The sequence below is a fragment of the Vogesella alkaliphila genome (genome assembly GCF_014652475.1).
Taxonomy (GTDB): domain Bacteria; phylum Pseudomonadota; class Gammaproteobacteria; order Burkholderiales; family Chromobacteriaceae; genus Vogesella; species Vogesella alkaliphila.
In genome coordinates, this window is the sequence record NZ_BMYW01000006.1 from 43,324 (window position 1) to 66,551 (window position 23,228).

The 23,228-nt window shown below is 66.6% G+C and carries 20 protein-coding genes and 1 riboswitch; of the genes, 11 read left to right on the plus strand and 9 right to left on the minus strand.

From position 1 onward, the window contains the following. Nucleotides 1–27: 27 nt before the first annotated feature. The gene (locus IE100_RS10165; protein WP_189373973.1) at nt 28–909 is read right to left on the minus strand and encodes a LysR family transcriptional regulator; all 882 of its coding nucleotides are present in this window, start codon (nt 907–909) and stop codon (nt 28–30) included. Between the two features lie 116 nt (nt 910–1,025). On the opposite strand from IE100_RS10165, the gene IE100_RS10170 reads away from it, so the two are divergent. Next, nucleotides 1,026–1,625 carry a LysE family translocator gene (locus IE100_RS10170; protein WP_189373974.1) on the plus strand — a complete coding sequence of 200 codons (600 nt, stop codon included), beginning with the start codon at nt 1,026–1,028 and terminating at the stop codon, nt 1,623–1,625. Between the two features lie 55 nt (nt 1,626–1,680). On the opposite strand, the gene mmuM is transcribed toward IE100_RS10170, so the two are convergent. The 3 genes from mmuM to IE100_RS10185 form a co-directional block, all read right to left on the minus strand. After that, nucleotides 1,681–2,619 carry a homocysteine S-methyltransferase gene (mmuM, locus tag IE100_RS10175; protein WP_189373975.1) on the minus strand — a complete coding sequence of 313 codons (939 nt, stop codon included), beginning with the start codon at nt 2,617–2,619 and terminating at the stop codon, nt 1,681–1,683. Nucleotides 2,620–2,682: 63 nt separating this feature from the next. Continuing rightward, on the minus strand, nt 2,683–4,554 hold the full coding sequence (locus tag IE100_RS10180) for a methyl-accepting chemotaxis protein (protein WP_229800326.1): 1,872 nt from the start codon (nt 4,552–4,554) through the stop codon (nt 2,683–2,685). A gap of 205 nt (nt 4,555–4,759) precedes the next feature. Beyond that, nucleotides 4,760–5,656, minus strand: a complete 897-nt coding sequence (locus IE100_RS10185; RefSeq protein ID WP_189373976.1) for a LysR family transcriptional regulator — start codon at nt 5,654–5,656, stop codon at nt 4,760–4,762. A 115-nt stretch (nt 5,657–5,771) separates the two neighbouring features. On the opposite strand from IE100_RS10185, the gene IE100_RS10190 reads away from it, so the two are divergent. The 3 genes from IE100_RS10190 to IE100_RS10200 all read left to right on the plus strand — a co-directional run bounded on the left by IE100_RS10190 (nt 5,772) and on the right by IE100_RS10200 (nt 9,821). Next, nucleotides 5,772–6,416 carry an NAD(P)-dependent oxidoreductase gene (locus tag IE100_RS10190; RefSeq protein ID WP_189373977.1) on the plus strand — a complete coding sequence of 215 codons (645 nt, stop codon included), beginning with the start codon at nt 5,772–5,774 and terminating at the stop codon, nt 6,414–6,416. 183 nt (nt 6,417–6,599) lie between these two features. Continuing rightward, a riboswitch (glycine riboswitch) is annotated at nt 6,600–6,689 on the plus strand. Nucleotides 6,690–6,938: 249 nt separating this feature from the next. Next, on the plus strand, nt 6,939–8,192 hold the full coding sequence (gene glyA, locus IE100_RS10195; protein ID WP_189373978.1) for a serine hydroxymethyltransferase: 1,254 nt from the start codon (nt 6,939–6,941) through the stop codon (nt 8,190–8,192). Between the two features lie 228 nt (nt 8,193–8,420). Then, on the plus strand, nt 8,421–9,821 hold the full coding sequence (locus tag IE100_RS10200; protein WP_189373979.1) for an L-serine ammonia-lyase: 1,401 nt from the start codon (nt 8,421–8,423) through the stop codon (nt 9,819–9,821). 97 nt (nt 9,822–9,918) lie between these two features. Here IE100_RS10200 and IE100_RS10205 read toward each other — a convergent pair whose 3' ends face one another. After that, nucleotides 9,919–11,160 (minus strand): NAD(P)/FAD-dependent oxidoreductase, encoded by a 1,242-nt coding sequence (locus IE100_RS10205; RefSeq protein ID WP_189373980.1) that lies wholly within the window; start codon nt 11,158–11,160, stop codon nt 9,919–9,921. A gap of 104 nt (nt 11,161–11,264) precedes the next feature. Further along, entirely contained in the window at nt 11,265–12,044 is a 780-nt protein-coding gene (locus IE100_RS10210) for a transporter substrate-binding domain-containing protein (RefSeq protein ID WP_189373981.1), read from the minus strand. Nucleotides 12,045–12,462: 418 nt separating this feature from the next. Here IE100_RS10210 and IE100_RS10215 point away from each other — a divergent pair, with 418 nt between their 5' ends. Both IE100_RS10215 and IE100_RS10220 read left to right on the plus strand, forming a co-directional pair. Beyond that, nucleotides 12,463–13,431, plus strand: coding sequence for an ornithine cyclodeaminase family protein (locus IE100_RS10215; protein ID WP_189373982.1), 969 nt, complete (start codon nt 12,463–12,465; stop codon nt 13,429–13,431). 113 nt (nt 13,432–13,544) lie between these two features. Next, complete coding sequence (locus IE100_RS10220) at nt 13,545–14,177, plus strand: helix-turn-helix transcriptional regulator (RefSeq protein WP_189373983.1); 633 nt, start codon at nt 13,545–13,547, stop codon at nt 14,175–14,177. A gap of 57 nt (nt 14,178–14,234) precedes the next feature. On the opposite strand, the gene IE100_RS10225 is transcribed toward IE100_RS10220, so the two are convergent. Together IE100_RS10225 and IE100_RS10230 are read right to left on the minus strand one after the other, a co-directional pair. Beyond that, nucleotides 14,235–15,242 carry a nucleoid-associated protein gene (locus tag IE100_RS10225; protein WP_189373984.1) on the minus strand — a complete coding sequence of 336 codons (1,008 nt, stop codon included), beginning with the start codon at nt 15,240–15,242 and terminating at the stop codon, nt 14,235–14,237. Between the two features lie 74 nt (nt 15,243–15,316). Beyond that, complete coding sequence (locus IE100_RS10230; protein ID WP_189373985.1) at nt 15,317–17,080, minus strand: ABC transporter transmembrane domain-containing protein; 1,764 nt, start codon at nt 17,078–17,080, stop codon at nt 15,317–15,319. A gap of 137 nt (nt 17,081–17,217) precedes the next feature. On the opposite strand from IE100_RS10230, the gene corA reads away from it, so the two are divergent. The 3 genes from corA to IE100_RS10245 all read left to right on the plus strand — a co-directional run bounded on the left by corA (nt 17,218) and on the right by IE100_RS10245 (nt 21,057). Then, entirely contained in the window at nt 17,218–18,189 is a 972-nt protein-coding gene (gene corA, locus IE100_RS10235; RefSeq protein ID WP_189373986.1) for a magnesium/cobalt transporter CorA, read from the plus strand. 133 nt (nt 18,190–18,322) lie between these two features. After that, a complete protein-coding gene (locus tag IE100_RS10240) occupies nt 18,323–20,494 on the plus strand; it encodes a malate synthase G (RefSeq protein WP_189373987.1) in 2,172 nt (723 codons plus the stop codon). Nucleotides 20,495–20,628: 134 nt separating this feature from the next. Continuing rightward, the gene (locus IE100_RS10245) at nt 20,629–21,057 is read left to right on the plus strand and encodes a ComEA family DNA-binding protein (RefSeq protein WP_189373988.1); all 429 of its coding nucleotides are present in this window, start codon (nt 20,629–20,631) and stop codon (nt 21,055–21,057) included. A gap of 159 nt (nt 21,058–21,216) precedes the next feature. On the opposite strand, the gene IE100_RS10250 is transcribed toward IE100_RS10245, so the two are convergent. Next, nucleotides 21,217–22,248, minus strand: a complete 1,032-nt coding sequence (locus tag IE100_RS10250; RefSeq protein WP_189373989.1) for an META domain-containing protein — start codon at nt 22,246–22,248, stop codon at nt 21,217–21,219. 227 nt (nt 22,249–22,475) lie between these two features. On the opposite strand from IE100_RS10250, the gene IE100_RS10255 reads away from it, so the two are divergent. Together IE100_RS10255 and IE100_RS16530 are read left to right on the plus strand one after the other, a co-directional pair. Beyond that, nucleotides 22,476–22,685: a YMGG-like glycine zipper-containing protein gene (locus IE100_RS10255; RefSeq protein ID WP_189373990.1), complete on the plus strand. Its 210-nt coding sequence runs from the start codon at nt 22,476–22,478 to the stop codon at nt 22,683–22,685. Between the two features lie 298 nt (nt 22,686–22,983). After that, on the plus strand, nt 22,984–23,112 hold the full coding sequence (locus tag IE100_RS16530) for a hypothetical protein (protein WP_268245224.1): 129 nt from the start codon (nt 22,984–22,986) through the stop codon (nt 23,110–23,112). Nucleotides 23,113–23,228 lie beyond the last annotated feature (116 nt).

Genomic DNA, 23,228 nt, shown 5'->3' on the forward strand with positions numbered 1-23,228 from the left:
AATCTGCGCAATATACAACCCTAGCCGTTACGCCAAAATTATCCTGTTTGCATACAGAGCCAGCGTCTGCTGCATGCTTGCCATCAACCATGCGGCGAACGCCTGCTGCCGCGCGTCCTGCTCCAGCGCTTGTAGCGACAGCAACACGTAGTGGCTGCCGTCGGCGACAAAACCGGCCGGCGCCTGCAGCGTCTGCGCCGCCAGATCGTCGGCCACCATGTACAGCGACGCCATCGCCACCCCCAGCCCGGCCAGCGCCGCCTGCAGGCTGAGGTAGAAGTGCTCGAACTCGCGGCTGCCGGCCAGCGCCATCGCGGCCGCCGGCTGCAGGCGCTGCCACTCCCCCCACGCCTGCGGCCGCGAACGGGTGTGCAGCCGCACCGCGGCCGCCCGCTCGCGACAGACCGGCCCGACGTGCTCTGCGGCCAACCTTTGCACGCAATAGTGTGCCGGCCAGGCAAAGTCATCGCGCCGGATCGCCAGCTCGACATGGCCGCTTTCCAGCCGCACCGCGCCGCCGGCGGCGCTGAGGTGGACCTCGATATCCGGATGCAGCGCATGGAACTGCGGCAGGCGCGGAATCAACCAGCGCATCGCCAGCGTTGGCTCGCACGACACCGCCAGCGGCGGCGTGGCGGCCGGCTGCAGCTGCGTCACCGCCTGCTGCAGGGTGTGCAGCGCCTCGCCGCAGGCGGTAAACAGCCGGGTGCCGGCGGCGCTGAGGAAGACCGCGCGGTTGCGGCGCTCGAACAGCGCCACGCCGAGCTGCTCCTCCAGCAAGCGGACCTGGCGGCTGACCGCGCCGTGCGTCACGCACAGCTCGTCGGCCGCACGCACGAAGCTGCCGTGGCGGGCAGCGGCCTCGAACACGCGCAAGGCGTTCAGCGACGGCAGGGCGGCAAAGCTCATCGGTCAGTTTTTCTCACGTAAACAAGGCAGAAACCATCGTTATTCATTGCCGGGAAAAAGCGTGACAATGATCGTCATCCTTTTACCCCGCACCAAACTCACCGAAAGTATACGCAATGACCGAACTGTTTGCCGTGATGACCATTACCCTGCTCGCCGTGATCAGCCCCGGCGCCGACTTCGCCATGATCAGCCGCAACAGCCTGCTGTACGGCAAACGCGCCGGCCTCGCCGCCGCGCTCGGCATCGGCCTGGGGGTGCAGGTGCACGTGATGTACACCCTGCTCGGCGCCAGCCTGCTGCAACAGACGCCGTTGTTGCTGCAGCTGCTGCGCGTGCTGGGCGCCGGCTATCTGGTGTATGTCGGCTGGAGCACCTTCCGCAGCGGCGCCGTCAACGAGGCGGCGGCGGACAACCACGGCCGCGCGCTGCGCAACGGCTTCCTCACCAACGTGCTCAATCCCAAGACCATGCTGTTCGTGATCAGCACCTACACCCAGGTCGTTGCCGCCAGCACGCCGCTGTCGGTGCTGCTCGGTTACGGCCTGTTCATGTCGCTGGCGCACGTGCTGTGGTTTGCGCTGGTGGCGGTGCTGCTGTCCCGGGACGGTCTGCGCCAGCGCCTGCTCGGCGTGCAGCTATGGCTCAACCGCGGCATCGGCCTGCTGCTGATGGCGCTGGGCAGCCTGCTCGCCGCCGGCCCGCTGCTGCAATAGCCGCCATGAAAAAAGGCGACCCAAAGGTCGCCGTGGATGATGCCGCCGTGCCGATTTAGCCGCGCAGCCAGCCGGCCAGCGCGCGGATATCGTCCGGCGACGTGCGGCAGCAGCCACCAATGCAGCTGGCGCCGGCCAGACGCCACTGCCGCGCCGCCTCGGCGAAGGCCAGCGGATCGCTGCTGCCGTGCCAGGTCTTGGTCACCGCGTCGTAGGCTTCGCCGGAGTTGGGATAGGTCAGCAGCCGCTTGCCGGTGCTTGCGGCCAACGTTTGCAGCAGCGGTACGATATGCCGCGGCGCGGTGCAGTTGACGCCCACCGCCACGATCTGCGGATAGGCTTCCAGCTCGGCCACCGCCGCCAGCAAGGGCGTGCCGTCGCTCAGGTTGGCGTCATCGCGGCAGGAGAAGCTGATCCACGCCGCCGCCTGCGGAAAGTCCTGCTGCAGCACGCGGGCGATGGCGCGCGCTTCCACCGCGCAGGGAATGGTCTCGCACGCCAGCAGATCCGGCGCGGCGGCCAGCAAGGCGGCAATGCGCGGGCGATGGAAATCCATCAGCTCGGTTTCGCTGCGGCCGTAATCGCCACGGTATTCGGAACCGTCGGCCAGCATCGCGCCGTACGGCCCCACCGAGGCCGCCACCAGTGGCTGCTGGCGACCGGCATGGTTGGCCGCATCGGCCCAGAACTCGTCGCGTGCCTGCTGCGCCAGCTGCACCGAGCGCTGCATCAGCTCCGCGGCCGCGGCTTCGTCCAGGCCGCGCTTGGCAAAACCGCTGAACGACGCCTGGTAGCTGGCGGTGGTGGCGACGTCGGCACCGGCGGCGAAGTAGTCGAAATGCACCTGGCGGATCAGCTCCGGCTGCTCGATCAGCACCCGCGCCGACCACAGCGCGTCATTCAGGTCACAACCGCGACGTTCCAGCTCGGACGCCATCGCGCCGTCCAGCACGACCGGGGCATCCTGAAAACGGGCAAAAGGATTGGCAAACATAGAACAGGCTCCACAAAAAGAAAAACCCCGGCACAGGCCGGGGCTTGCTGCATGCAAGATGTATCACAGACGGAATTGCGACACCAGTGCCTTCAGCTGGTCGCCACGGCTGGCCAGTACCTGGATCGTCGCCAGCGCTTCCTGCAGGCTGCTGTCGGTCTGCTGCGCCATCGAGTTGACACGCTCGGCGCTGCGCGCCATCTCGTTGGTGGCGATGCCCTGCTCGGCGGTGGAGGAAGTGATTTCGCCCATGCGGGTCGAGATCTCTTCGGCGTTGCCCTTGATCAGCTCCACCTTGCTGGCCGCTTCGCGCGACAGGGTGACACCGGTCTCCACTTTCGCGTTGGTGGCGTCGGCATGGTTGATCGCCTCGCCGGTTTTCTGGATCACGGTATCGATCAGCTCGGCGATCTGCACCGTGGCGCTGGCGGTACGCTCGGCCAGCTTGCGCACTTCATCGGCCACCACGGCAAAGCCACGGCCCTGCTCGCCGGCACGCGCCGCCTCGATCGCCGCATTCAGCGCCAGCATATTGGTCTGGTCGGCGATGTCGCGGATCACGCCGACGATGCCCTTGATCTGCTCGGACTGGCCGGACAGATTGGACATCACGCCCTGCAGCGACGACACCGCACCGACGATGGATTCCACCTCGCGCGCCACTTCCGCCATCGCACGGTGCGAATCCAGCGAGTTGTCACGCGAACGCGACACCAGCACCTCGGTTTCGCCAACGTGGTCGGCAATGTGGTTGATGCTGACGGTGATCTGTTCGATGGTGGCGGCGGTCGACGACAGCTCCGACGACTGCACGCGCGAATCCTGGGCGATCTGCTCCGCCACGCGGTTCAGGTCGGCGGCGTCGCGCGCCAGCGAATCGGATTCGTCGCGCACGGTGAGGAACATCTCGCGCAGCTTGGCCACGAACTGGTTGAAGGCTTCGGCAATCTGGCCGACTTCGTCACGGTTGCCCACCGGCAGCGTCTTGGTCAGGTCGCCGTGGCCGCTGGCCACTTCACGCATCGCATTGCGCAGCACCGACAGACCGGACAGCATGCGCGCCACGCCAACGTAGGCGAAGATACCGGACACCACCAGTGCCACCACCAGCAGACCCACCATCACCATCAGCAACTGCGTCACCGGTGCCATTGCGGCGGCCACCGGCACCATCACGCCGAGGAACCAGCCGGTCTTGCCTACCGGATACAGCGCGGTCAGGGTAGCGGCACCGTTGATCGACACCTCCACGATCTGGCCGTCCTTGCTCACCGCGTTCATGTCGTAGCCAGCCACCACCTCGCCGATCTTCTTCAGGCCGGATTCTTTTTCCGGGTGCGCAATCACGGTACCGTCGCCGGTCACCAGGAAGGCGTAGCCGTCACCCGGCAGCTTGGCGGCGACCACTTCGTCCACCACGCGCTGCAGTGTCACGTCACCACCGGCCACGGCCACCAGCTGGCCACCATCCTTGCGCGCCTGCGCGAAGGTGATGATAGGACGCTTGGTGGCGGCATCGATATAAGGCGGCGACGCGATCGGGCCGTCGGCATCCTTGGCGGCCAGATACCACGGGCGCCCGGTCGGGTCGTAGCCTTCCGGCACTTTCGGCGCACCGGTGAACTGGGTCATGGTCTTGTCCGGCTGACCGATGTACATGTCGTCAAAACCGCCGGCGTCACGCGCTTGGTCCAGCACCGGCTGCAACTCTCCGGTACCGAAGCGCGGCAACGCCGAGGCGACGATCTTCTGGCGGGTGGACACCCACTCGGCGACAAAGCTCGCCTTGCTGTTGGCGGCCTGATTGATTTCGTTACGGATCGCACTGGACAGGGCGTCGCTCATTTTCCAGTACGCGACGGCACAGAACATGACAGCCAGTACCGTCAGTACCAGCAGCACGAAGGCCATCAGGCGAGTACGCAATGACATCATGATGTGTATTCCCCACTGAATTTTGTTAGTTATGGTGCGGCATAGTACTACTAAGCCCACCTGTGGTTATTTGTTTATATTCACAAAGCCATTTCATGGCATTCCGTTAACAGTTAAATTTTGTATTCTGCGTACAATCCTCATTAGTTGGCATTTTTATATAAGAATATCGAAATAATTCGGCAACAAACCACTCTTGCCAATGTCAAAGATGGCGTTCGCCACCCAAAGCCGTCTGCAATATCGTCATGGCATGTCGCACTTTCGCAGGTTGCCCCTCGCGTCGCGGCGTCACCATCCACAACGGCAACTCCGGCAGGCTCCACTCGGCCAGCACCGGCTGCAGCAGACCGGAGGCCAACTCCCTGCGCACCTCCGGCTCCGGCTGCAAGGACAGCCCCAGGCCTTCCAGCACGAAGGCGCGCGCAGACAGGATATTGTTGCTGCTGATGCGCGGCGGCACCGATAAAGTCACCGTTTCCGCGCCGCGCGTCAACTGCAGCCGGCTCAATCCTTCGTGCGACGCCACCCCGACCCAGTCGTGCTGCAGCAGCTCGGCCGGGGCTTGCGGCAGGCCATGCTTTGCAACATAGACCGGCGACGCGCAAATGACAAAGTGCCAGTCGGCCAGATGGCGCGCCACCAGCGACGAATCCTTCAGCTTGCCGGCCCGGATCGCGAGGTCAATCTGCAACTCCAGCAGGTCCACCATCTCGTCGTGAAAGAACAGCCGCAGGCTGAGGCCAGGGTTGGCCTCCAGCAAGGGCGCCAGTGCGCTGCTGAGCACGCCGCCGGCCAGACCGCTGGGCGCGGAGATACGCAGCTCGCCCACCGGCGCGTCGCGCAGCGCCGACAGCTGCTGCTCCGCCTGCCGCGCCGCCGCCAGCATCGCGGCGCAACCCTGGTAGAACAGCTGCCCAGCCTCGGTCAGCGTCAACTTGCGCGTGGTGCGCTGTAGCAGGGTGACGCCGTGGCGCTGTTCCAGCCGCCGCAGATGCTGGCTGACCGCCGACGGCGTGATGCCCAGGCTCTGTGCCGCTGCGTTCATCGAGCCTTTCTCGATCACCCGGGCAAACACCGCCATGCTGCGCAATTCGTCCATATTCATTATTTCAAATTAACAATCAATCAATTTTACGACGGATTATCGGAATGCAAACCGGCAATTACACTGCCCTCGTCAATCACCGCCCGTCAGCGGGCAGCAAGGAGCATCCATGAAAATCGCACTGATCGGCGCCAGCGGCTTTGTCGGCTCGGCCATCCTGAAAGAACTGCTGTCGCGCCATGCCGCCGTCACCGCCATCGCCAGCCGTCCCGAGCGCATCGCTGCTGCGGCCAACCTTGAGGTGGTGGCTGCCGATGCCTACGACGCCGACGCGGTGGCCCGTGCCGTCGCCGGCCACGACGTGGTGATCAGCGCCTTCAATCCCGGCTGGGACAAGGCCGACATCCGCGAACTGTTCCTCGCCGGCCACCAGGCCATCGTCGCCGGGGTCAAGGCCGCCGGCGTGCCGCGCTTCATCGAGATCGGCGGCGCCGGCAGCCTGTTCGTCGCTCCCGGCGTGCAGCTGATCGACACCCCGCACTTCCCGGCGGAATACAAGGAAGGCGCCGAGGGCGCGCGCCAGGCGCTGAACCTGCTGCAACAGGAAACGCAGCTGGACTGGGTGTTCGTGTCGCCGCCGGCGCTGCTGGCGCCGGGCGCGCGCAGCGGCCAGTACCGTCTCGGCGGCAACGAGTTGCTGATGGCGGGCGAGGCGCCGGCCGGCATCAGCGACGCCGACCTCGCCGTGGCGGTGGTGGACGAGGCGCTGCAGCCGCAACACCATCGCCAGCGCTTTACCGTCGCCAGCGTCTGATTCACCCCCCTCGACCGCGCACCTTATATAGGTGTGCGGTTTTGCAGTGCAAACCCTGCCGTACGCCCGACCCGACTGGATCGGCGCGTTTGCGGCAGGGTTTTTTGCTGCAACAGCACATTGAATACTGTCGTCGATGCGTTGACAGCCGCGCGCCGCTTCACTAGATTGCGACCAGCCAATCAAGCCGCTGCAGGAGAGACTGTCATTCGCTGACAGCGCCGAAGGGGAATCGCCCCGGAAACTCTCAGGCAAAAGAACTGCAGCGACGTCTGGCACTCTGGAGAGTAGATCAGCCGCAAGGCCGGATCTCGCCGAAGGAAGCATGGCCCGGTGGGTACACCGTGCGCCGCAATCTCTCAGGCAAAGGGACAGAGGGGGCATCGTCCGGCAGACGCCGGGCGGGCGCCATTGTCCTTTACGCCGCACATCCATGCGTCAACGCCCTGCCCGACCCTGCCGCCATCACCAGCGCGGTTGCGGCCAACCTTTGCCGTTCGCGCCAAGAAAAAGGAATGCACGATGTTTACCAAAGAGATGGAGATTGCCGGTTTCGACGACGCACTGTGGGCCGCGATGCAGGCCGAGGCGCAACGCCAGGAAGACCACATCGAGCTGATCGCCTCCGAGAACTACACCAGCCCGCGCGTGATGCAGGCGCAGGGCAGCCAGCTCACCAACAAGTACGCCGAGGGCTACCCCGGCAAGCGCTACTACGGCGGCTGCGAGCACGTCGATGTCGCCGAGCAGCTGGCCATCGACCGCGCCAAGCAATTGTTCGGCGCCGACTACGCCAACGTGCAGCCGCACTCCGGCAGCCAGGCCAACGCCGCGGTGTACATGGCGCTGCTTCAGCCGGGCGACACTGTGCTGGGCATGAGCCTCGCCCACGGCGGCCACCTCACCCACGGCGCCAAGGTCAACTTCTCCGGCAAGATCTACAACGCGGTGCAGTACGGCATCAACGTGGAAACCGGCGAGATCGACTACGACGAAGTGCAACGCCTGGCCACCGAACACCGGCCGAAGATGCTGGTCGCCGGCTTCTCCGCCTACTCGCTGGTGGTGGACTGGGCGCGCATGCGCCAGATCGCCGACAGCGTCGGCGCGTATTTCTTTGTCGACATGGCGCACGTCGCCGGCCTGGTGGCAGCCGGGCTGTACCCGAACCCGGTGCCGCACGCGCACGTGGTGACAACCACCACCCACAAGACGCTGCGCGGCCCGCGCGGCGGCCTGATCCTGGCTGCATCCAACCCGGAACTGGAAAAGAAGCTGCAGTCGCTGGTGTTCCCCGGCATCCAGGGCGGCCCGCTGATGCACGTGATCGCGGCCAAGGCGGTAGCCTTCCTCGAAGCGCTGCAGCCGGAATTCGTCGACTACCAGAAACAGGTGCTGGCCAACGCCCGTGCCATGGTGGCGGTGTTCCAGCAGCGCGGCTACACGGTGGTGTCCGGCAAGACCGATGACCACCTGTTCCTGTTGTCGCTGATCGACAAGGGCCTCACCGGCAAGGCCGCCGACGCCGCACTCGGCGCCGCCTGCATCACCGTCAACAAGAACGCGGTCCCGAACGACCCGCAAAGCCCGTTCGTCACCAGCGGCATCCGCATCGGCAGCCCGGCCATCACCAGCCGCGGCTTCAAGGAAGCGGAAGCCGGCCAGGTGGCGCACTGGGTGTGCGACATCCTCGACGACATCGATAACGCCGATGTCGCCGCCCGCGTGAAACGCCAGGTGGCGGAGCTGTGCGCCGCCTTCCCGGTTTACCGCTAAGAACGGGCACACGATCTCGCGAGCTAGAGCGAGACAAGGCGAAAACGACTGAGGAAGCGGAGTTGACATGGGGTCAATGAGCATTCCGAAGGCGTTTTCAACGCGGTATCGCCGAAGCGCAGCAGATCGTGCACAGGTTCAAGCAGCAGCGGGCGCCATCCAGCGGGTGGCGCCCGACTATAATGAAAACTAGCCCTGCGCCGCAGGCACCACCTCAAGAGAAGCAACATGGCAATCAGTGTTTTTGATTTGTTCAAGATCGGCATCGGCCCCTCCAGCTCCCACACCGTCGGCCCGATGCGCGCGGCACGGCAATTCGTCGCCCGGCTGGAAAAGGACGGCCTGCTGACGCAGACCACCAGCGTCAAATCCGAAATGTTCGGTTCTCTCGGCGCCACCGGCAAAGGCCACGGCAGCGATGTGGCGGTGTTGCTCGGGCTGCAGGGCGAACACCCGGACCTGGTCGATACCGATGCCGTCGACGGCATGCTGGCCGCGATCCGCAACAACAAGCGCATCGCGCTCTTGGGTACGCACGAGATCGATTTCATCGAGTCCGAACACCTGATCCTGCACAAGCGCAAGGCGCTGCCCTACCACCCTAACGGCATGATTTTCGAGGCGTTTGCCGCCGACGGCAGCAGCCTGTCCAAGCGCGCCTACTACTCGGTCGGCGGCGGCTTCGTGGTCGACGAGGCGGCGATCGACGCCGGCTTCGTGCCGCCCGGCGTCACCGAGCTGAAGCACCCGTTCAAGAGCGGTGCCGAACTCTTGGCGCTGTGCCAGCGCCACGGCAAGAGCATCAGCCAGATCATGCTGGAGAACGAGCTGGCCTGGCGCAGCGAGGAAGAAGTGCGCGCCGGCCTGCTCAATATCTGGCACGTGATGCAGGGCTGCGTGAAGCGCGGCTGCGAGCGCGAGGGCGTCCTGCCCGGCGGCATGAAGGTCAAGCGTCGCGCTGCCGACATGCACCGCAAGCTGCTGTCGTCGCCGGAAGCGGCACTGCGCGATCCGCTGACGGTGCTGGACTGGGTCAACCTGTACGCACTGGCGGTGAACGAGGAAAACGCCGCCGGCGGCCGCGTGGTGACCGCGCCGACCAACGGCGCCGCCGGCATCATCCCGGCGGTACTGCACTACTACGCGCGCTTCATCCCCGGCGCCAGCGACGACGGCATCGTGCGCTTCCTGCTCACCGCCGGTGCAATCGGCATCCTGTTCAAGCTCAACGCCTCCATCTCCGGCGCCGAAGTCGGCTGCCAGGGCGAAGTCGGCTCCGCCTGTTCGATGGCGGCCGGCGGCCTGGCCGAAGTGCTGGGCGGCACGCCGGAACAGGTGGAAAACGCCGCCGAGATCGGCATGGAACACAATCTGGGCCTGACCTGCGACCCGGTCGGCGGCCTGGTGCAGGTGCCGTGCATCGAGCGCAACGCGATGGCGTCGATCAAGGCCATCAACGCGGCACGCATGTCGCTGCGCGGCGACGGCCAGCACTTCGTGTCGCTGGACCGCGTGATCAAGACCATGCGCGACACCGGCCGCGACATGAGCACCAAGTACAAGGAAACCGCGCGCGGCGGCCTGGCGATCAACGTGATCGAGGTGCCGGTCAACATCGTCGAGTGCTGAGCCAGCCTTTCGCATCCGTTGCGGCCAACCTTGCACGTTGGCCGCAACGACGAAGCCCGCCATGATAGGCGGGCTTTTTGCATTCGCGTGTCCGGCGTTACAGGAAGCGCGCCGGCGCGTACGGTGCCGGGTTGGTGAACGGTGTCTCGCCGCAGATCACCTGCGCGAGCAGTTGGCCGCACACCGGCCCCAGCGTCAGGCCGTGGTGGGCGTGGCCGAAGTTGAACCACAGCCCCTTGTGGCGCGGCGCGGCGCCCAGCGCCGGGCGCATGTCCGGCAGGCACGGGCGGCTGCCCATCCACGGCGTGGCGTCCAGCCGCTCGCCCAGCGGGAACAGCCCGCGCGCCAGCGCCTCCGCCTGCTGCAGCTGCGCGTAGTTGGGGGCGGCGTCGCGCCGCGCCAGCTCCACGCCGGTGGCGATGCGCAGGCCGCGCTGCATCGGTGACACCACGAAGCCGCCTTCCACATCGGCCACGGTGTAGTTCAGCCCCGGCCCCAGCGGCTGGTAGTGCATGTGGTAGCCGCGCTTGGTCTGCAGCGGGATGCGGTAGCCCAGCGGCCGGAAGATGTCGTCCGACCACGGCCCCATCGCCACTACCACCTGCGCGGCGCGCAGCATGCCGCCGCTGGTGACCACCTGCCAGCCGCTGCCGTCCGGCGTCAGCGCGGTGGCGGCCAGTTGCAGCAGTGTGCCGCCCAGGCTTTCGAAATAACGCGCATAGCCGCGGGTGAGCGCGCCCGGATCGCTGATGCGCTGCGGGTCGCGCCAGTGCACGGCACCGGCGAAGCCCTCCCCCAGCCCCGGCTCGGCGGCGCGCAGCTGCGCCGCGTCCAGGATCTGCAGCTGCAGGCCGTTTTCGGCGGCGATACGGCGCGCGTTGGCGGCCTCGGTGGCAAAGCCGGCCTCGGTGCGATAGGCCTCGTACAGGCCGTCGTTGCTGCACAGCTCCCTCATGTTGGCCGCGGCGAGCAGCGTCGCGTGTTCGTCCAGGCTGCGGCTGATCAAGGGCAGCATGTCGTGCGCGGCGGCGGCCAGCCGGTGCGGCGCAGAGGCGCGGAAGTAGCGCCACAGCCACGGCGTGCTCTGCAGCAGGCTGGACGGCTGGTAGCGCACGTCGGCGCTGCGGTTGCGGCCGATGCGCAGCACGTTGGCGAGGTTTCGCGGGAAGCCGTACGGCACCACGGCGGCGCGTTCCAGCAGCCCGGCGTTGCCGTGGCTGGTTTCCTCGCCGGGGGCGCGGCGGTCCAGCAGCGCCACGCGCAGGCCGCGCTGTTGCAGGGCGATGGCGCTGGAGACGCCGATCATGCCGGCGCCGAGGACGATGATGTCGAAATCCATGTTTTGCTTCTTTCAGATGCAGTTGCCATGGGCGCTGCGGGCAACGACCATGGCAACGGAATCTGCAAGGTTGGCCGCAGCCTGCGGCCAACCTTGCACGCCGCTTACTTGGCGATGATGTCGCGGTTGAAGTATTTCATCGAAATGCGGCTCAGGGTACCGTCCTGCTTCAGGCTGGCAATCGCCTTGTCCAGCTCAGCCTTGCGCGGGTCGCCCTTGCGCACGCCCATGCCGGTGCCCTCGCCCAGGGTGGCGAAGTCGCTGATCACGCCGCCGGCAAAGTCGAAGTCCTTGCCCTGCGGCTTGCTGAGGAAGCCTTCCATCGCCGTCTGCGCTTCCTGCACGCCGGCATCCAGACGACCGGAGGCCAGATCGAGGAAGATCTGCGACTGGTCGCGGTAGGCGACCACCTTCACGCCGTGCTTTTCCCAGTGCTTGCGCACGAAGTCTTCCTGGGTGGCGCCCTGCAGCACGCCGACGGTCTTGCCCTTCAGGCTGGCCACGGTCGGCGTCAGCTTGCTGTCGCGGCGCGCCACCATCTGGATCGGCACGATGTAGATCGGGACGGTGAAGTCGATCGACTCGCGGCGCTTGGCGGTGATGTTCATCGCCGAGTTGATGGCGTCGAATTTCTTCGCCTTCAGGCCGGGGATCAGGCCCTCGAACGAGGTTTCCACCCAGCTGCACCTGGCGGCCATGCGCTCGCAGACGGCCTTGCCGACATCGATGTCGAAGCCGACCAGCTGGCCATCGGCCTGCTTGCTCTCGAATGGCGGGTAGAACGGCTCCAGCCCCATGCGCAGCGGCGCACCCTGCGCCATGACGGTACCGGCGAGGCAGGCCAGCAGAGGAAAAACGGCAGTGCGAACGCGTTTGCTGATCATGAAATGTCTCCTTTGTTCCGTAGCGGGTAACGTCCCGTCCCGTTGTGCATGGCCAGGCCATGGTGCCTGCGTGGTTTGGCAGCCGGCTGGCTGCGTTCACGTCTTGCTTGGGCTTCGGCCACAAGATAGACAATATTTCCATTTGAGACAATTAATTTATAAAAAATCCGGCGGTCAGCCGCCGCGCACGGTGGCGAAAGCCGGTCACACCATGACAAAATCATGTCGAGAATCGAAACTTAGCTCTTCAATAACAATAACTTGCCAAAAACGCATCAAGCGGAACGCAAGCAAAACCCTGAAAAAATGGCCGCCGCACAAGTTGTAGACTTTTTTTCCACAATGGAATTAAATACGACAACCCAGCCGCCAGCCGCAGCCCGGCCGCGCCCGACCACAACGATCACGAGAGCCCAGCATGAACCACATCGACCACCACGCCGCCCCCCTGCTTCTCACCCAGCAACAGGTGCGCGACTACCTGCCGGCGCTGCCGGTGCGCGCCGCGCTGAGCGCGCTGTTCCAGGCGCTGGCGCAGGAACGCGCGGTACAGCCGGCGCAGACGCTGACCCTGTTTCCCCAGGGCGCTGGCGACGTCATCACCTATCAGGGAGTGCTGGCCGATGCCGGCGTGTTCGGCGCCAAGCTGTCGCCCTACATCGTCACCGACGGCCGTCCGGTGATCAGCGCCTGGACCAGCCTGATGTCGATGCAAACCGGCCAGCCGCTGCTGTTCTGCGATTCCGGCCTGCTGACGGCGGAGCGCACCGCCGGCACCAGCGCGCTGGCCATCGACCTGCTGGCGCGGCAGGACAGCCGCCTGCTGACGCTGATCGGCTGCGGCGCGCTCGGCCAGGCGCACCTGCGCCACGTGCTGTCGCTGCGCGACTGGCAGCACATCCGCGTGTACGCACCGGACCTCGCCGGCAAGCCGGAACTGCAGCAACAGCTGCAGGCACTGGACCCGCGCATCGAGATCAGCGGCAGCGTAGCCGCCGCCTGCGACAACGCCGACGTGATCATGCTGTGCACCTCCTCGGCCAGCCCGGTGCTGGACCCGGCCACGCTCAGCAAACCGGCGCTGATCACCTCGATCAGCACCAACGCCGTCAACGCGCACGAGGTGCCGCCGGCCAGCCTCGCCGCCATGGACGTGTACTGCGACCACAAGCACAGCACGCCGGACAGCGCCGGCGAGATGGTGCTCGCCAGCCAGGCGGGCAGCTGGCAGCGCGAGCGCATCGTCGGCGACCTGGCCGACCTGGTCAGCCAGCGCTGCACGCTGCCGGACTACCGGCGCCCGGTGTTCTTCCGCTCCATCGGCATGGGCCTGCAGGACATCGCCATCGCCTGCGCGCTGCTGCAACAGGCGCAGGCCGCGCAATGAGCGCGCACCCGCCGCTCACCAGCGGCAACCTGACGGCGGGCGGGCGCAACGCTTGTGCCCTGCCCGCCGCATCAGGCACTATCGCTGTCCCTGCCGTTGCGCCCGACCCGACCATGACGCCCACGCCCAGCCCCACGCCGCAGCAACTGCTGCTGTCGCGCTACAGCCACCTCGCCGACAGCATCGCCAAGCTGTTCTTCCCCTATGCGGAGGTGGTGATCCACGACCTGGACAGCCAGCGCGTGCTCTACCTCGCCAACAACCTGTCGCGGCGCGAGATCGGCGACGAATCGGCGCTGGAGGAAATCGAGCGCACCATCGCCGAACGCTACGTCGGACCGTACGAAAAGGTGAACTGGGACGGCCGCAAGATGCGCTGCGTCAGCTCGGTGCTGTTTGACGACGCAGGCGTGGCGCTGGGGGTGATGTGCATCAACTTCAACATCGCGGTGTTCGAGGACATGCACGGCATGCTGGGCATGCTGCTGAAGGGCGCCGGCCTGGTGGAACAGCCGGCGGAGCTGTTCCGCGACGACTGGCAGGAGCGCATCAACACCTTCATGCACCGCTGGCTGCAGGAGCGGCAGCTGGCGCTGAACACCCTGTCGCGCCAGCACCGCAAGGAACTGGTCGAAGCGCTGTACGCCGAGGGCGCCTTCAACGGCAAAAGCGCCACTCACTACATCGCCAACGTGCTCGGCCTCGGCCGCGCCACGGTGTACAAATACCTGCAGACGCTGAAATAGGCGCCCGTCAAACGCAAAAGGTTGGCCGCATCGCTGCGGCCCGTGCGGGCCAGCGCCTTACTGTTTTTGCAGCAGGCACAGCGTAATCTGCAGCTCGCCGTCGTCGCCCTTCACCGTCTGCACATTCTGCAGGCTGAGGTCGGACGGCAGCAGCAGGCTGATGCCGTGGCCGACGCCGACCTTGCTCCAGGTCTTTTCCAGCCGCCGCGCCATGCCTTGCGCCGGCAGCCGCACGTCGCTCTCCAGCGCAAAACCGTAGTTCTCGGCGGCGCTGTCGAACAGGCGCCCGATCTGCTCCGGCTCGACGTAGCGCTCCGCCATGCTGCCCATCTGCCGCGGCGACACCTCCGGCACCGTCTTGCACAGCGTCATCACCTCGTCCTTGAAGCGCACCTGCGCCAGCGGGTCTTCGATCTCTTCCGAAATCTGCTCCATCACCTCGGCCACCAGCTTGCTGCTGCTGCTGGTATCCGGCACCCGCATCGCCTGCAGGAAGTCGTCGAGCCAGAACTTGGCCTCGTGGCCCTGGCGGTCGACCGCGTACAGCAGCGGGCCGTTTTCCAGGATCAGCGCGCCCTTGTCGATCAGGCGCGGGTTGATGCCGCTGGCGTGGCTGATGTCGAACACCTCGCCGCTTTCGACGATGGTGAGGAAATCTTCCTGGATTTCCGCCTTGAACACGCCCAGCGCGCGCTGCGGGCTGTCCGCCTCACCCAGGCCGGAGAACAGGATCACCAGCAGGTCGCCGGCGGCGATGTTCGGGTGCTGTGAGCGCGCGAACAGGTGCTTGGCGATGCGCTGCGACACCTCCAGCAGATCGGCGTCGCCGCGGAAAAACTGCCGCGTGTAGTGGTACAGCTCGTTGAGGTTGAGATCGGTCTCGTGGAAGAACTGGTACTTCTTCTTGTCGGAGACGATGCCCTTCAGGTAGCCGTCCAGAATCAGCGCCGACACCGCCTCGTCCACGCCGATGGCCTTGTGCGACAGCTGCAACGGCTCGCCGCGCGCCGGATTGCCGACACGGTGTACCACCAAACGCTCTACCCTGGATTCGCTAATCAGCATGCTCGGATCTGTCCTCATTCAATCAAGGCGCGATTATCGCCGCCCTTGCCCGTCGCAACAAGGTTGGCCGCAGCTCAGGCAGCCACCTCGGCCAGCCCGAACTGCAATGCGGCCAGCCTGGCGTACAGCGGCGAGCGCTGCAGCAGCTCGGCGTGCTTGCCCTCCGCCACGATGCGGCCCTGCTCCAGCACCACGATGCGGTCGGCCTGCTTCACCGTGGCCAGGCGGTGGGCTATGACGATGGTGGTACGCCCGGCGGCGGCACGTTCCAGCGCCTGCTGCACCAGCTGTTCCGATTCGGCGTCCAGCGCGCTGGTGGCCTCGTCCAGCAGCAGGATGGGCGGGTTTTTCAGGATGGCGCGCGCGATGGCGATGCGCTGGCGCTGGCCGCCGGACAGGCGCACGCCACGCTCGCCCAGATAGCTGTGATAGCCCTCCGGCAGGCGCTCGATGAATTCGTGCGCGGCGGCGGCGCGGGCGGCGGCGAACACTTCCTCGTCCGTCGCCTCCGGCCGTCCGTAGCGGATATTCTCCAGCGCGCTGGCGCCGAAAATCACCGTGTCCTGCAGCACGATGCCGATGTGACGGCGCAGCGCCTGCGGGTCCAGCCGCGCGACATCGACGCCGTTGAGCGTGATGCGGCCAACTTGCGGATCGTAAAAGCGCAGCAGCAGCTGGAACAGCGTGGTCTTGCCGGCGCCGGACGGCCCGACCAGCGCCAGCTGTTCGCCGGGGCGGATGGCGAGGCTGATGCCGGACAGCGACGGCTGTCCGAGTCGCGACGGGTAGGCAAAGCCGACCTCGTGCAGTTGCAGGCCGTCGCCGCTGGCCGGCAAGGGCAGCGGCTGCGCCGGCGGCTGGACCGGTGAGCGCAGTGCCAGCAGCGCCATCAGCCGCTCGGTGGCGCCGGCGGCGCGCTGCAGGTCGCCCCACACCTCGGCCACCGCGCCGATGGCGCCGGCGGTTACCACCGCGTAGAGGATGAACTGCGCCAGCAGGCCGCTGGACATCTCGCCGGCCAGCACCGCGCGCGCGCCCAGCCACAGCACGAACACCACCGCGCCGAACACCAGCATGATCACCACCGCCGTCAGCTGCGAGCGGGCGCGGATGCGCGCCAGCGCGGTGTCGAAGCCGAGCGCCACCGAGCCGTCGAAGCGCACGGTTTCGCGCGCCTCCTGCGCGAAGGCCTGCACCGTCTGCACCGCGTTCAGCGTCTCGCCGGCCATGGCGCTGGAATCGGCGATGCGGTCCTGGCTGGCGCGCGACAGCGTGCGCACGCGGCGGCCAAAGACCAGGATGGGCAGGATCACCAGCAGCAGCGTCACCAGGATGTAGCCGGTCAGGCTGGGGCTGGTCACCGCCAGCATCACCAGCCCGCCAAGCATCAGCAGCAGGTTGCGCAAGCCCATCGACAGGCTGGTGCCGATCACGGTCTGCACCAGCGTGGTGTCGGTGGTCAGCCGCGACAGCACCTCGCCGGTCTGCAGCGTCTCGAAGTATTCCGGGCTCATGCGGATCACGTGGCGGTACACCGCGCTGCGCACGTCAGCGGTGACGCGCTCGCCCAGCCACGACACCAGATAGAAACGCAGCGCGGTGAACAGCGCCAGGACCAGCGCCAGCGCCAACAGCGCCAGAAAGTAGCCGTCGACCGCCTCGCGCTGCACGAAGGCGTGGTCGATCAGGTAGCGGAACGCCACCGGCAGCAGCAGCGTGGCACCGGCGGCCACCAGCAGCGCCAGCGCGGCCAGCAGCGCGCGGGCCCGATACGGCCGCAGGAACGGCCACAGGCCGGACAGCGGGGTAAGACGTTGCAATAAACCCGGGCTAGCCACGGCAGCACTCCACAATTAGCATACGATGCGTAACAAGTGCCGCAACGGTACGCTTTTTTCAAGAGCCGCACCGCAATTGCCATTCCCACCCGGCGCCGCCGGCCCTGCCTGCGGCACCGGTCACCACAAGGCCCGTCATGCTGATCAACTGCGTTGCCTACCATCAAGGCCAAAAACTCGGCGACATCGCGATAGACGCCATTCCCGAACACCTGGCCAAGCCGGACTGCCTGGTGTGGGTCGCGCTGCAAGACCCGACCCCGGACGAAATCAGCCATTTCGGCCACCTGTTCGCGCTGCACCCGCTGGCGGTGGAGGACGCGCTGCACGGTCACCAGCGCCCGAAGCTGGAGGAGTACGGCGACACCCTGTTCCTGGTGATGAAGACACTGGAGCCGGACGGCGAGGACGGCATCCACGTCGGCGAGGTCGACCTGTTCGTTGGCCGCAACTTCCTGCTGTCTATCCGCAACCAGACGCGCAAGGGCTTCCAGGACGTGCGTGCGCGCTGCGAGCGCGAGCCGCACCTGCTGGCGCACGGCAGCGGTTTCGTGCTGTACGCGCTGATGGACGCGGTGGTCGACCGCTACCTGAGCGTGATCCACCGGCTGGAAGACGAGCTGGACCGCATCGAAGGCCGGCTGTTCCTCAAGGGCAGCTCGGCGCGGCGCAATATCGCGGCGCTGTACGCGCTCAAGCGCAAGCTGATCAGCGTCCACCACGCCGCCGCGCCGCTGCACGAGGCCACCGCGCGCCTGTACGGCGGGCGCGTGCCGCCACCCTGCCACCAGCTGCCGGAGTATTTCCGTGACGTGGACGACCACCTGTCGCGCATCCTGCACACCGTGGAATCGCAGCGCGACCTGCTGGCCACCGCCATCCAGGTCAACATCGCGATGATCTCGCTGGACGAAAGCAGCATCAGCAAGAAGCTGGCCGCCTACGCCGCGCTGTTCGCGGTGCCGACCATGATCGCCGGCATCTACGGCATGAACTTCGACCACATGCCGGAGCTGCGCGCGCCGCTGGGCTACCCGTTGTCACTGCTGAGCATGGTGCTGCTGGATGTGCTGCTGTGGCGCCGCTTCCGGCGCGCCGGCTGGCTGTAGCATTATGCAACTAAAAGTAAAAGATGTTATCGATTATTGGCGCTTTTACCCTCATCGTGACATCAGTACACTCGACTCATCCGCCAAAACAAAGCGTCTTCCACCGACGCACGACGACAAAGAGAGAAACTTCATGACTACGCGCATCCAGAGCCACCGCCTGCAAGTTGCGGCCAACCTTTACCACTTCATCGAGCAGGAAGCGCTGCCCGGCACCGGCGTCGATGCCGCCGCCTTCTGGCAGGGGTTCGATGCGCTGGTGCGCACGCTGGCGCCGAAGAACCGCGCGCTGCTGGCCGAGCGCGACCGCCTGCAGAGCGAGATCGACGCCTGGCACCGCGCCCACCCCGGCCCGATCGCCGACATGGCCGCCTACAAGGCCTTCCTCGCCGGCATCGGCTACCTGAAACCGGTTCCGGCCGACGCACAGATCAGCACCAGCAACATCGACAGCGAGATCGCGGAACAGGCCGGCCCGCAGCTGGTGGTGCCGGTGATGAACGCGCGCTACGCGCTGAACGCGGCCAACGCTCGCTGGGGCAGCCTGTACGACGCGCTGTACGGCACCGACGCCATCAGCGAAGACGGCGGCGCCAGCCGTGCCGGCGGCTACAACGCGGTGCGCGGCGGCAAGGTGATCGCCTTCGGTCGCGACTTCCTCGACCAGGCGGCCGCGCTGGAGAACGGCTCGCACCACGCTGCCACCGCCTACACCGTGGTGGCCGGCCAGCTGCAGGTCACACTGGACAACGGCAGCGTCAGCGGCCTGAAGCAGCCGGCGCAGTTCATCGGCTTCAACGGCGACGCCGCCGCGCCGAGCGCCATCCTGCTGAAGCAGAACGGCCTGCACTTCGAGATCCAGATCGACAAGCAGAGCGCCATCGGCGCGCAGGACGCTGCCGGCGTGAAGGACATCGTGATGGAGGCGGCGATCAGCACCATCATGGACTGCGAGGATTCCGTCGCCGCCGTCGATGCCGACGACAAGGTGCTGGTGTACCGCAACTGGCTGGGCCTGATGAAGGGCGACCTGGTCGAGGAAGTCAGCAAGGGCGGCAGCACCTTCACCCGCCGCATGAACCCCGACCGCCAGTACACCGCCGCCGACGGCAGCGCGCTGTCGCTGCACGGCCGCAGCCTGATGTTCATCCGCAACGTCGGCCACCTGATGAGCAACCCGGCCATCCTCGACGGCGACGGCCGCGAGATTCCGGAAGGCATCATGGACGCGGTGATCACCACCCTGATCGCGCTGCATGACCGTCAGCGCCGCGGCAACTCGCGCGCCGGCTCCATCTACATCGTGAAACCGAAGATGCACGGCCCGGACGAGGTGGCGTTCGCCAACGAGCTGTTCGGCGCGGTGGAAAGCCTGCTCGGCCTGCCGCAGTACACCGTGAAGCTGGGCATCATGGACGAGGAACGCCGCACTAGCATCAACCTGAAAGCCTGCATCGCCGCCGCCCGCCACCGCGTCGCCTTCATCAACACCGGCTTCCTCGACCGTACCGGTGACGAGATGCACACCGCGATGGAAGCCGGCCCGATGATCCGCAAGGGCGACATGAAGACCAGCAAGTGGATCGCCGCCTACGAGCGCAGCAACGTGCAGGTCGGCCTCGCTTGCGGCCTGCGCGGCCACGCGCAGATCGGCAAGGGCATGTGGGCGATGCCGGACCTGATGGCCGAGATGCTGAAGCAGAAGATCGGCCACCCGAAAGCCGGCGCCAACACCGCCTGGGTGCCGTCGCCGACCGCCGCCGTGCTGCACGCGCTGCACTACCACCAGGTCAACGTGCAGGACGTGCAGAAGGGTCTGGAAGGCCAGGAAATCGACGTGCTGGACGACCTGCTGACCATCCCGGTGGCGGCCAACCCGCAGTGGACCGCCGCCGAGATTCAGCAAGAGCTGGACAACAACGCGCAGGGCATCCTCGGCTACGTGGTGCGCTGGATCGACCAGGGCGTCGGCTGCTCCAAGGTGCCGGACATCCACAACGTCGGCCTGATGGAAGACCGCGCCACGCTGCGCATCTCCAGCCAGCACATCGCCAACTGGCTGCGCCACGGCATTACCAGCGAAGCGCAAGTGATGGAAACACTCAAGCGCATGGCCGCAGTCGTGGACCAGCAGAATGCCGGCGACCCGCTGTACCAGAACATGGCCGGTAATTTCGACAAGTCGGTTGCCTTCAAGGCCGCCTGCGACCTGGTGTTCAAGGGCTGCGCGCAGCCGTCCGGCTACACCGAGCCGCTGCTGCACGCCTGGCGCCAGGTAGCCAAGGCACAGGCCAAGGCACAGTAAGCGCCGCCGCCAGCCGCCCCGCCAACGCGCCATCGCCGATGGCGCGTTTTTTCATGCCGGACACGCGGCGCAACAAGGCCGGCGCCCGCGGCGGCGCGGACTATACTGCACTGTCGCTTATTCAGGAGGGCACCATGAAGCAACTGATCATCCTTCTTGGCCTGCTGGCCACGCCGGCCATGGCGCTGGAAGTCAACGTGGCCAGCTACGACGAGCTGGTCGCCGCCGGCTTCAGCACCGCCGATGCCCAGCGCATCGTCGACGCGCAGCTGACCACCACCTTCACCAGCAGCCGTGACCTACTGGCAATCAAGGGCATCACCCAGGGCGACCTCAACCGCGTGCGTGCGTCGCTGACCATCAACGGCGAGCCGGTCACCACCCGTTCCGGCACCGCCCCAGCCATCCCCGGCGTGCGGGCGGCCATCCCGGCCAGCAAGAACAGCACCGTTGACCTCGCCAGCAAGGGCGCCAGCCAGGGCAAGAGCGGCAACAGCCAGCGCGGTGGCCACGGCAACGGCGGTGGCGGCGGCAACGGTGGCGGCAAGGGCAAGGGCAACTGAGCCGGGCCGATCCCCCGCGACGCAGCATCCACCAACGACAACGCGCCATCCGGGGATGGCGCGTTTTTCTTGCGGCTGCCCGAGCTTGGCCGCAACGCTGCGGCCAACCTTGCCGACCCCAGCATGGATTGCCCGGCGCGGCACGAACAGGCAGGGCGGCTAGCGCAGCAGCGGCATCAGGCTCGCCAGCTGCTGGCCGTGCTCGTCCAGCAACAGCAAGTCGCCGCCCTGCCATTGCCAGCGCCGCGCCGACGCCAGTGCCGCAAGAAAGGCCGGCTCGATCTCGCGTTGCGGCTGGCAGGCCTGCCGCGTGCTGGCCAGCTGGCGGAAGCGCAGCTTGGCCGGCGACAGGCGGTAGCTGCCGCCGAAGCGGTTGCAGCCGGCCACGCCGCTCACCCGCTGCGTGGCGGCATCCAGCTCGAAATACGGCCGCGCCACATTGGGGGCGATCGGCTTGCCCGCCAGCGTGCGCAAGTACCAGCGCTCCTGCTGCAGCCGTTGCAGGGTGGTGTCCGGCACGGTGGCGCCATCGCAGCGCTGGCGCTGGCTGATGCTGTCAAAGCGCTGCGGAATCACGCTCAGCCGGTAACCGCCCTCGTCGTGGCGTGGCGCCAGCGTCGCCTCCATCCGCACCAGCAAGCGCTCGCCCGGCCGCTGCCGCGCGGCCAGATAGGCGCGCTCCAGCGCGGCGTTGTCGCCCTCCGCCGCCACCGGCAGGCGCATGCCCAGCTCGCACAGATCGATGGTGCCGGCATCGGCCATGTACTGGTACAGGCCGCTCAGCTGCAGCCGCGGCTCGATCGGCGCAAACTGGCGCGCGCGGCGCAGCGAGTAGTTGAGGCGCGACACGATCAGGCGGCCGTCGTTGTCGAGCTTGGTCAGCCGCTTGTTGCGCACCGCAAACAGCAGCGGCGCCTCGTTGGCGGCGCTGAGATGCAGCCGGCCGTCCTCCATGCGCCAGATGCCCATCTGGTCGTGCTGCAGCGGCTGCGGCTTGCCGTGATAAACCTGGCGCAGGGTGTAATGGCGCTCGTCCCACAGATCCAGCTGCCAGCTGACGCCGGCGCAGTCGGCACACGGCAGCTCGCCGCGATAGGTGGCCGGATAGTCGGGCAGCGACTGCGCCAGCGCCGGCAGCGGCGTGAACGGCAGCAACAGCAGCAGGCCGCGCATGAGGAGGGATTTCGGCAACGCTGACTCCTTGTTCCGGAACGGAAAGCAGATGATAAGGAACTCGCTAGGACCGCCCCTGCGCCGGAGCGTTCCGCCACGCTGGCCAGCACGCACAGGCAGCCGGCAGCAGCGCACTGCGCCGCCATTCGCCAGCGGCGCGGAACTTGCCCGCCGGTCTGCCCTTCTAAAGCCGGTGAACAGCATCAGCTGGTCCATCACCCACCAGCCCATCCAAGGAGCACATAATGAAATCCACCCTGACCCGTTCGCTGACCCTGCTGGCCGCCATCGCGGCACTGACCGGCTGCGCCGGCATGACCCACAACCAGAAAAACGCCGCCATCGGTGCCGCCATCGGCGGCGTGGCCGGCTCGGTGCTGACCGGCGGCGACACCCTCGGCACCATCGGCGGCGCGGCCGTCGGCGGCGTCATCGGCAGTGGCGCCGTCAAGTAAGCCCCCGCGCCCTCACGCGACGGCCGGGCGCGCAGTGCGCCTGGCCACCCCACCGCCGTCACGCTGCAGTGACGGCGGTTTTGCTTGTTGCGGCCAACGTTGGCCGCAGAGACGAGCCCCCCCGCAGCACCGGCAGTAGCCCACAAAGACACCCGAAATAAACCGTTACAGAACAGCCCGTTAGCGATCGATCCGGTACACCACCGAGCCGCATCGGCACATGGCCAGCCGGCGATCAGCGACTATACTGCGATATGAGTCGCGACCTCCCGCCGCGACTTCGCCAAGGAGCAGCATCATGGGCAAGATCCGACACAGCACCAAGGAAGCGAAAAAGCAGGCACAGCACACGCCGAAGGAGAAACGCGCCGCCAAGCAGCTGAAGAAACACGCTGGCGACCAGCCTCCTCTGCTACCCCCGCACTGAACCCTGCCCGCTTCTACCCCGTCCACCAGTAACGCGCCCTTACGCTGCCTGGTCACGATCACCGCGCCAGGCAGCCGCAGGCAAGACGCACACCCCACCCCGTCATCAATACCGGC

Excerpts from the sequence above, each read along its gene's own strand:
- IE100_RS10245 (WP_189373988.1), top strand. The coding sequence starts at position 20,629 with ATGAAGCAACTGATCATCCTTCTTGGCCTGCTGGCCACGCCGGCCATG.
- IE100_RS10190 (WP_189373977.1), top strand. The coding sequence starts at position 5,772 with ATGAAAATCGCACTGATCGGCGCCAGCGGCTTTGTCGGCTCGGCCATC.
- corA (WP_189373986.1), top strand. The coding sequence starts at position 17,218 with ATGCTGATCAACTGCGTTGCCTACCATCAAGGCCAAAAACTCGGCGAC.
- IE100_RS16530 (WP_268245224.1), top strand. The coding sequence starts at position 22,984 with ATGGGCAAGATCCGACACAGCACCAAGGAAGCGAAAAAGCAGGCACAG.
- IE100_RS10225 (WP_189373984.1), bottom strand. The coding sequence starts at position 15,242 with ATGCTGATTAGCGAATCCAGGGTAGAGCGTTTGGTGGTACACCGTGTC.
- IE100_RS10220 (WP_189373983.1), top strand. The coding sequence starts at position 13,545 with ATGACGCCCACGCCCAGCCCCACGCCGCAGCAACTGCTGCTGTCGCGC.
- mmuM (WP_189373975.1), bottom strand. The coding sequence starts at position 2,619 with ATGTTTGCCAATCCTTTTGCCCGTTTTCAGGATGCCCCGGTCGTGCTG.
- IE100_RS10200 (WP_189373979.1), top strand. The coding sequence starts at position 8,421 with ATGGCAATCAGTGTTTTTGATTTGTTCAAGATCGGCATCGGCCCCTCC.
- IE100_RS10205 (WP_189373980.1), bottom strand. The coding sequence starts at position 11,160 with ATGGATTTCGACATCATCGTCCTCGGCGCCGGCATGATCGGCGTCTCC.
- IE100_RS10185 (WP_189373976.1), bottom strand. The coding sequence starts at position 5,656 with ATGGACGAATTGCGCAGCATGGCGGTGTTTGCCCGGGTGATCGAGAAA.
- IE100_RS10180 (WP_229800326.1), bottom strand. The coding sequence starts at position 4,554 with ATGATGTCATTGCGTACTCGCCTGATGGCCTTCGTGCTGCTGGTACTG.
- IE100_RS10165 (WP_189373973.1), bottom strand. The coding sequence starts at position 909 with ATGAGCTTTGCCGCCCTGCCGTCGCTGAACGCCTTGCGCGTGTTCGAG.
- IE100_RS10240 (WP_189373987.1), top strand. The coding sequence starts at position 18,323 with ATGACTACGCGCATCCAGAGCCACCGCCTGCAAGTTGCGGCCAACCTT.
- IE100_RS10210 (WP_189373981.1), bottom strand. The coding sequence starts at position 12,044 with ATGATCAGCAAACGCGTTCGCACTGCCGTTTTTCCTCTGCTGGCCTGC.
- IE100_RS10255 (WP_189373990.1), top strand. The coding sequence starts at position 22,476 with ATGAAATCCACCCTGACCCGTTCGCTGACCCTGCTGGCCGCCATCGCG.
- IE100_RS10215 (WP_189373982.1), top strand. The coding sequence starts at position 12,463 with ATGAACCACATCGACCACCACGCCGCCCCCCTGCTTCTCACCCAGCAA.
- IE100_RS10170 (WP_189373974.1), top strand. The coding sequence starts at position 1,026 with ATGACCGAACTGTTTGCCGTGATGACCATTACCCTGCTCGCCGTGATC.
- glyA (WP_189373978.1), top strand. The coding sequence starts at position 6,939 with ATGTTTACCAAAGAGATGGAGATTGCCGGTTTCGACGACGCACTGTGG.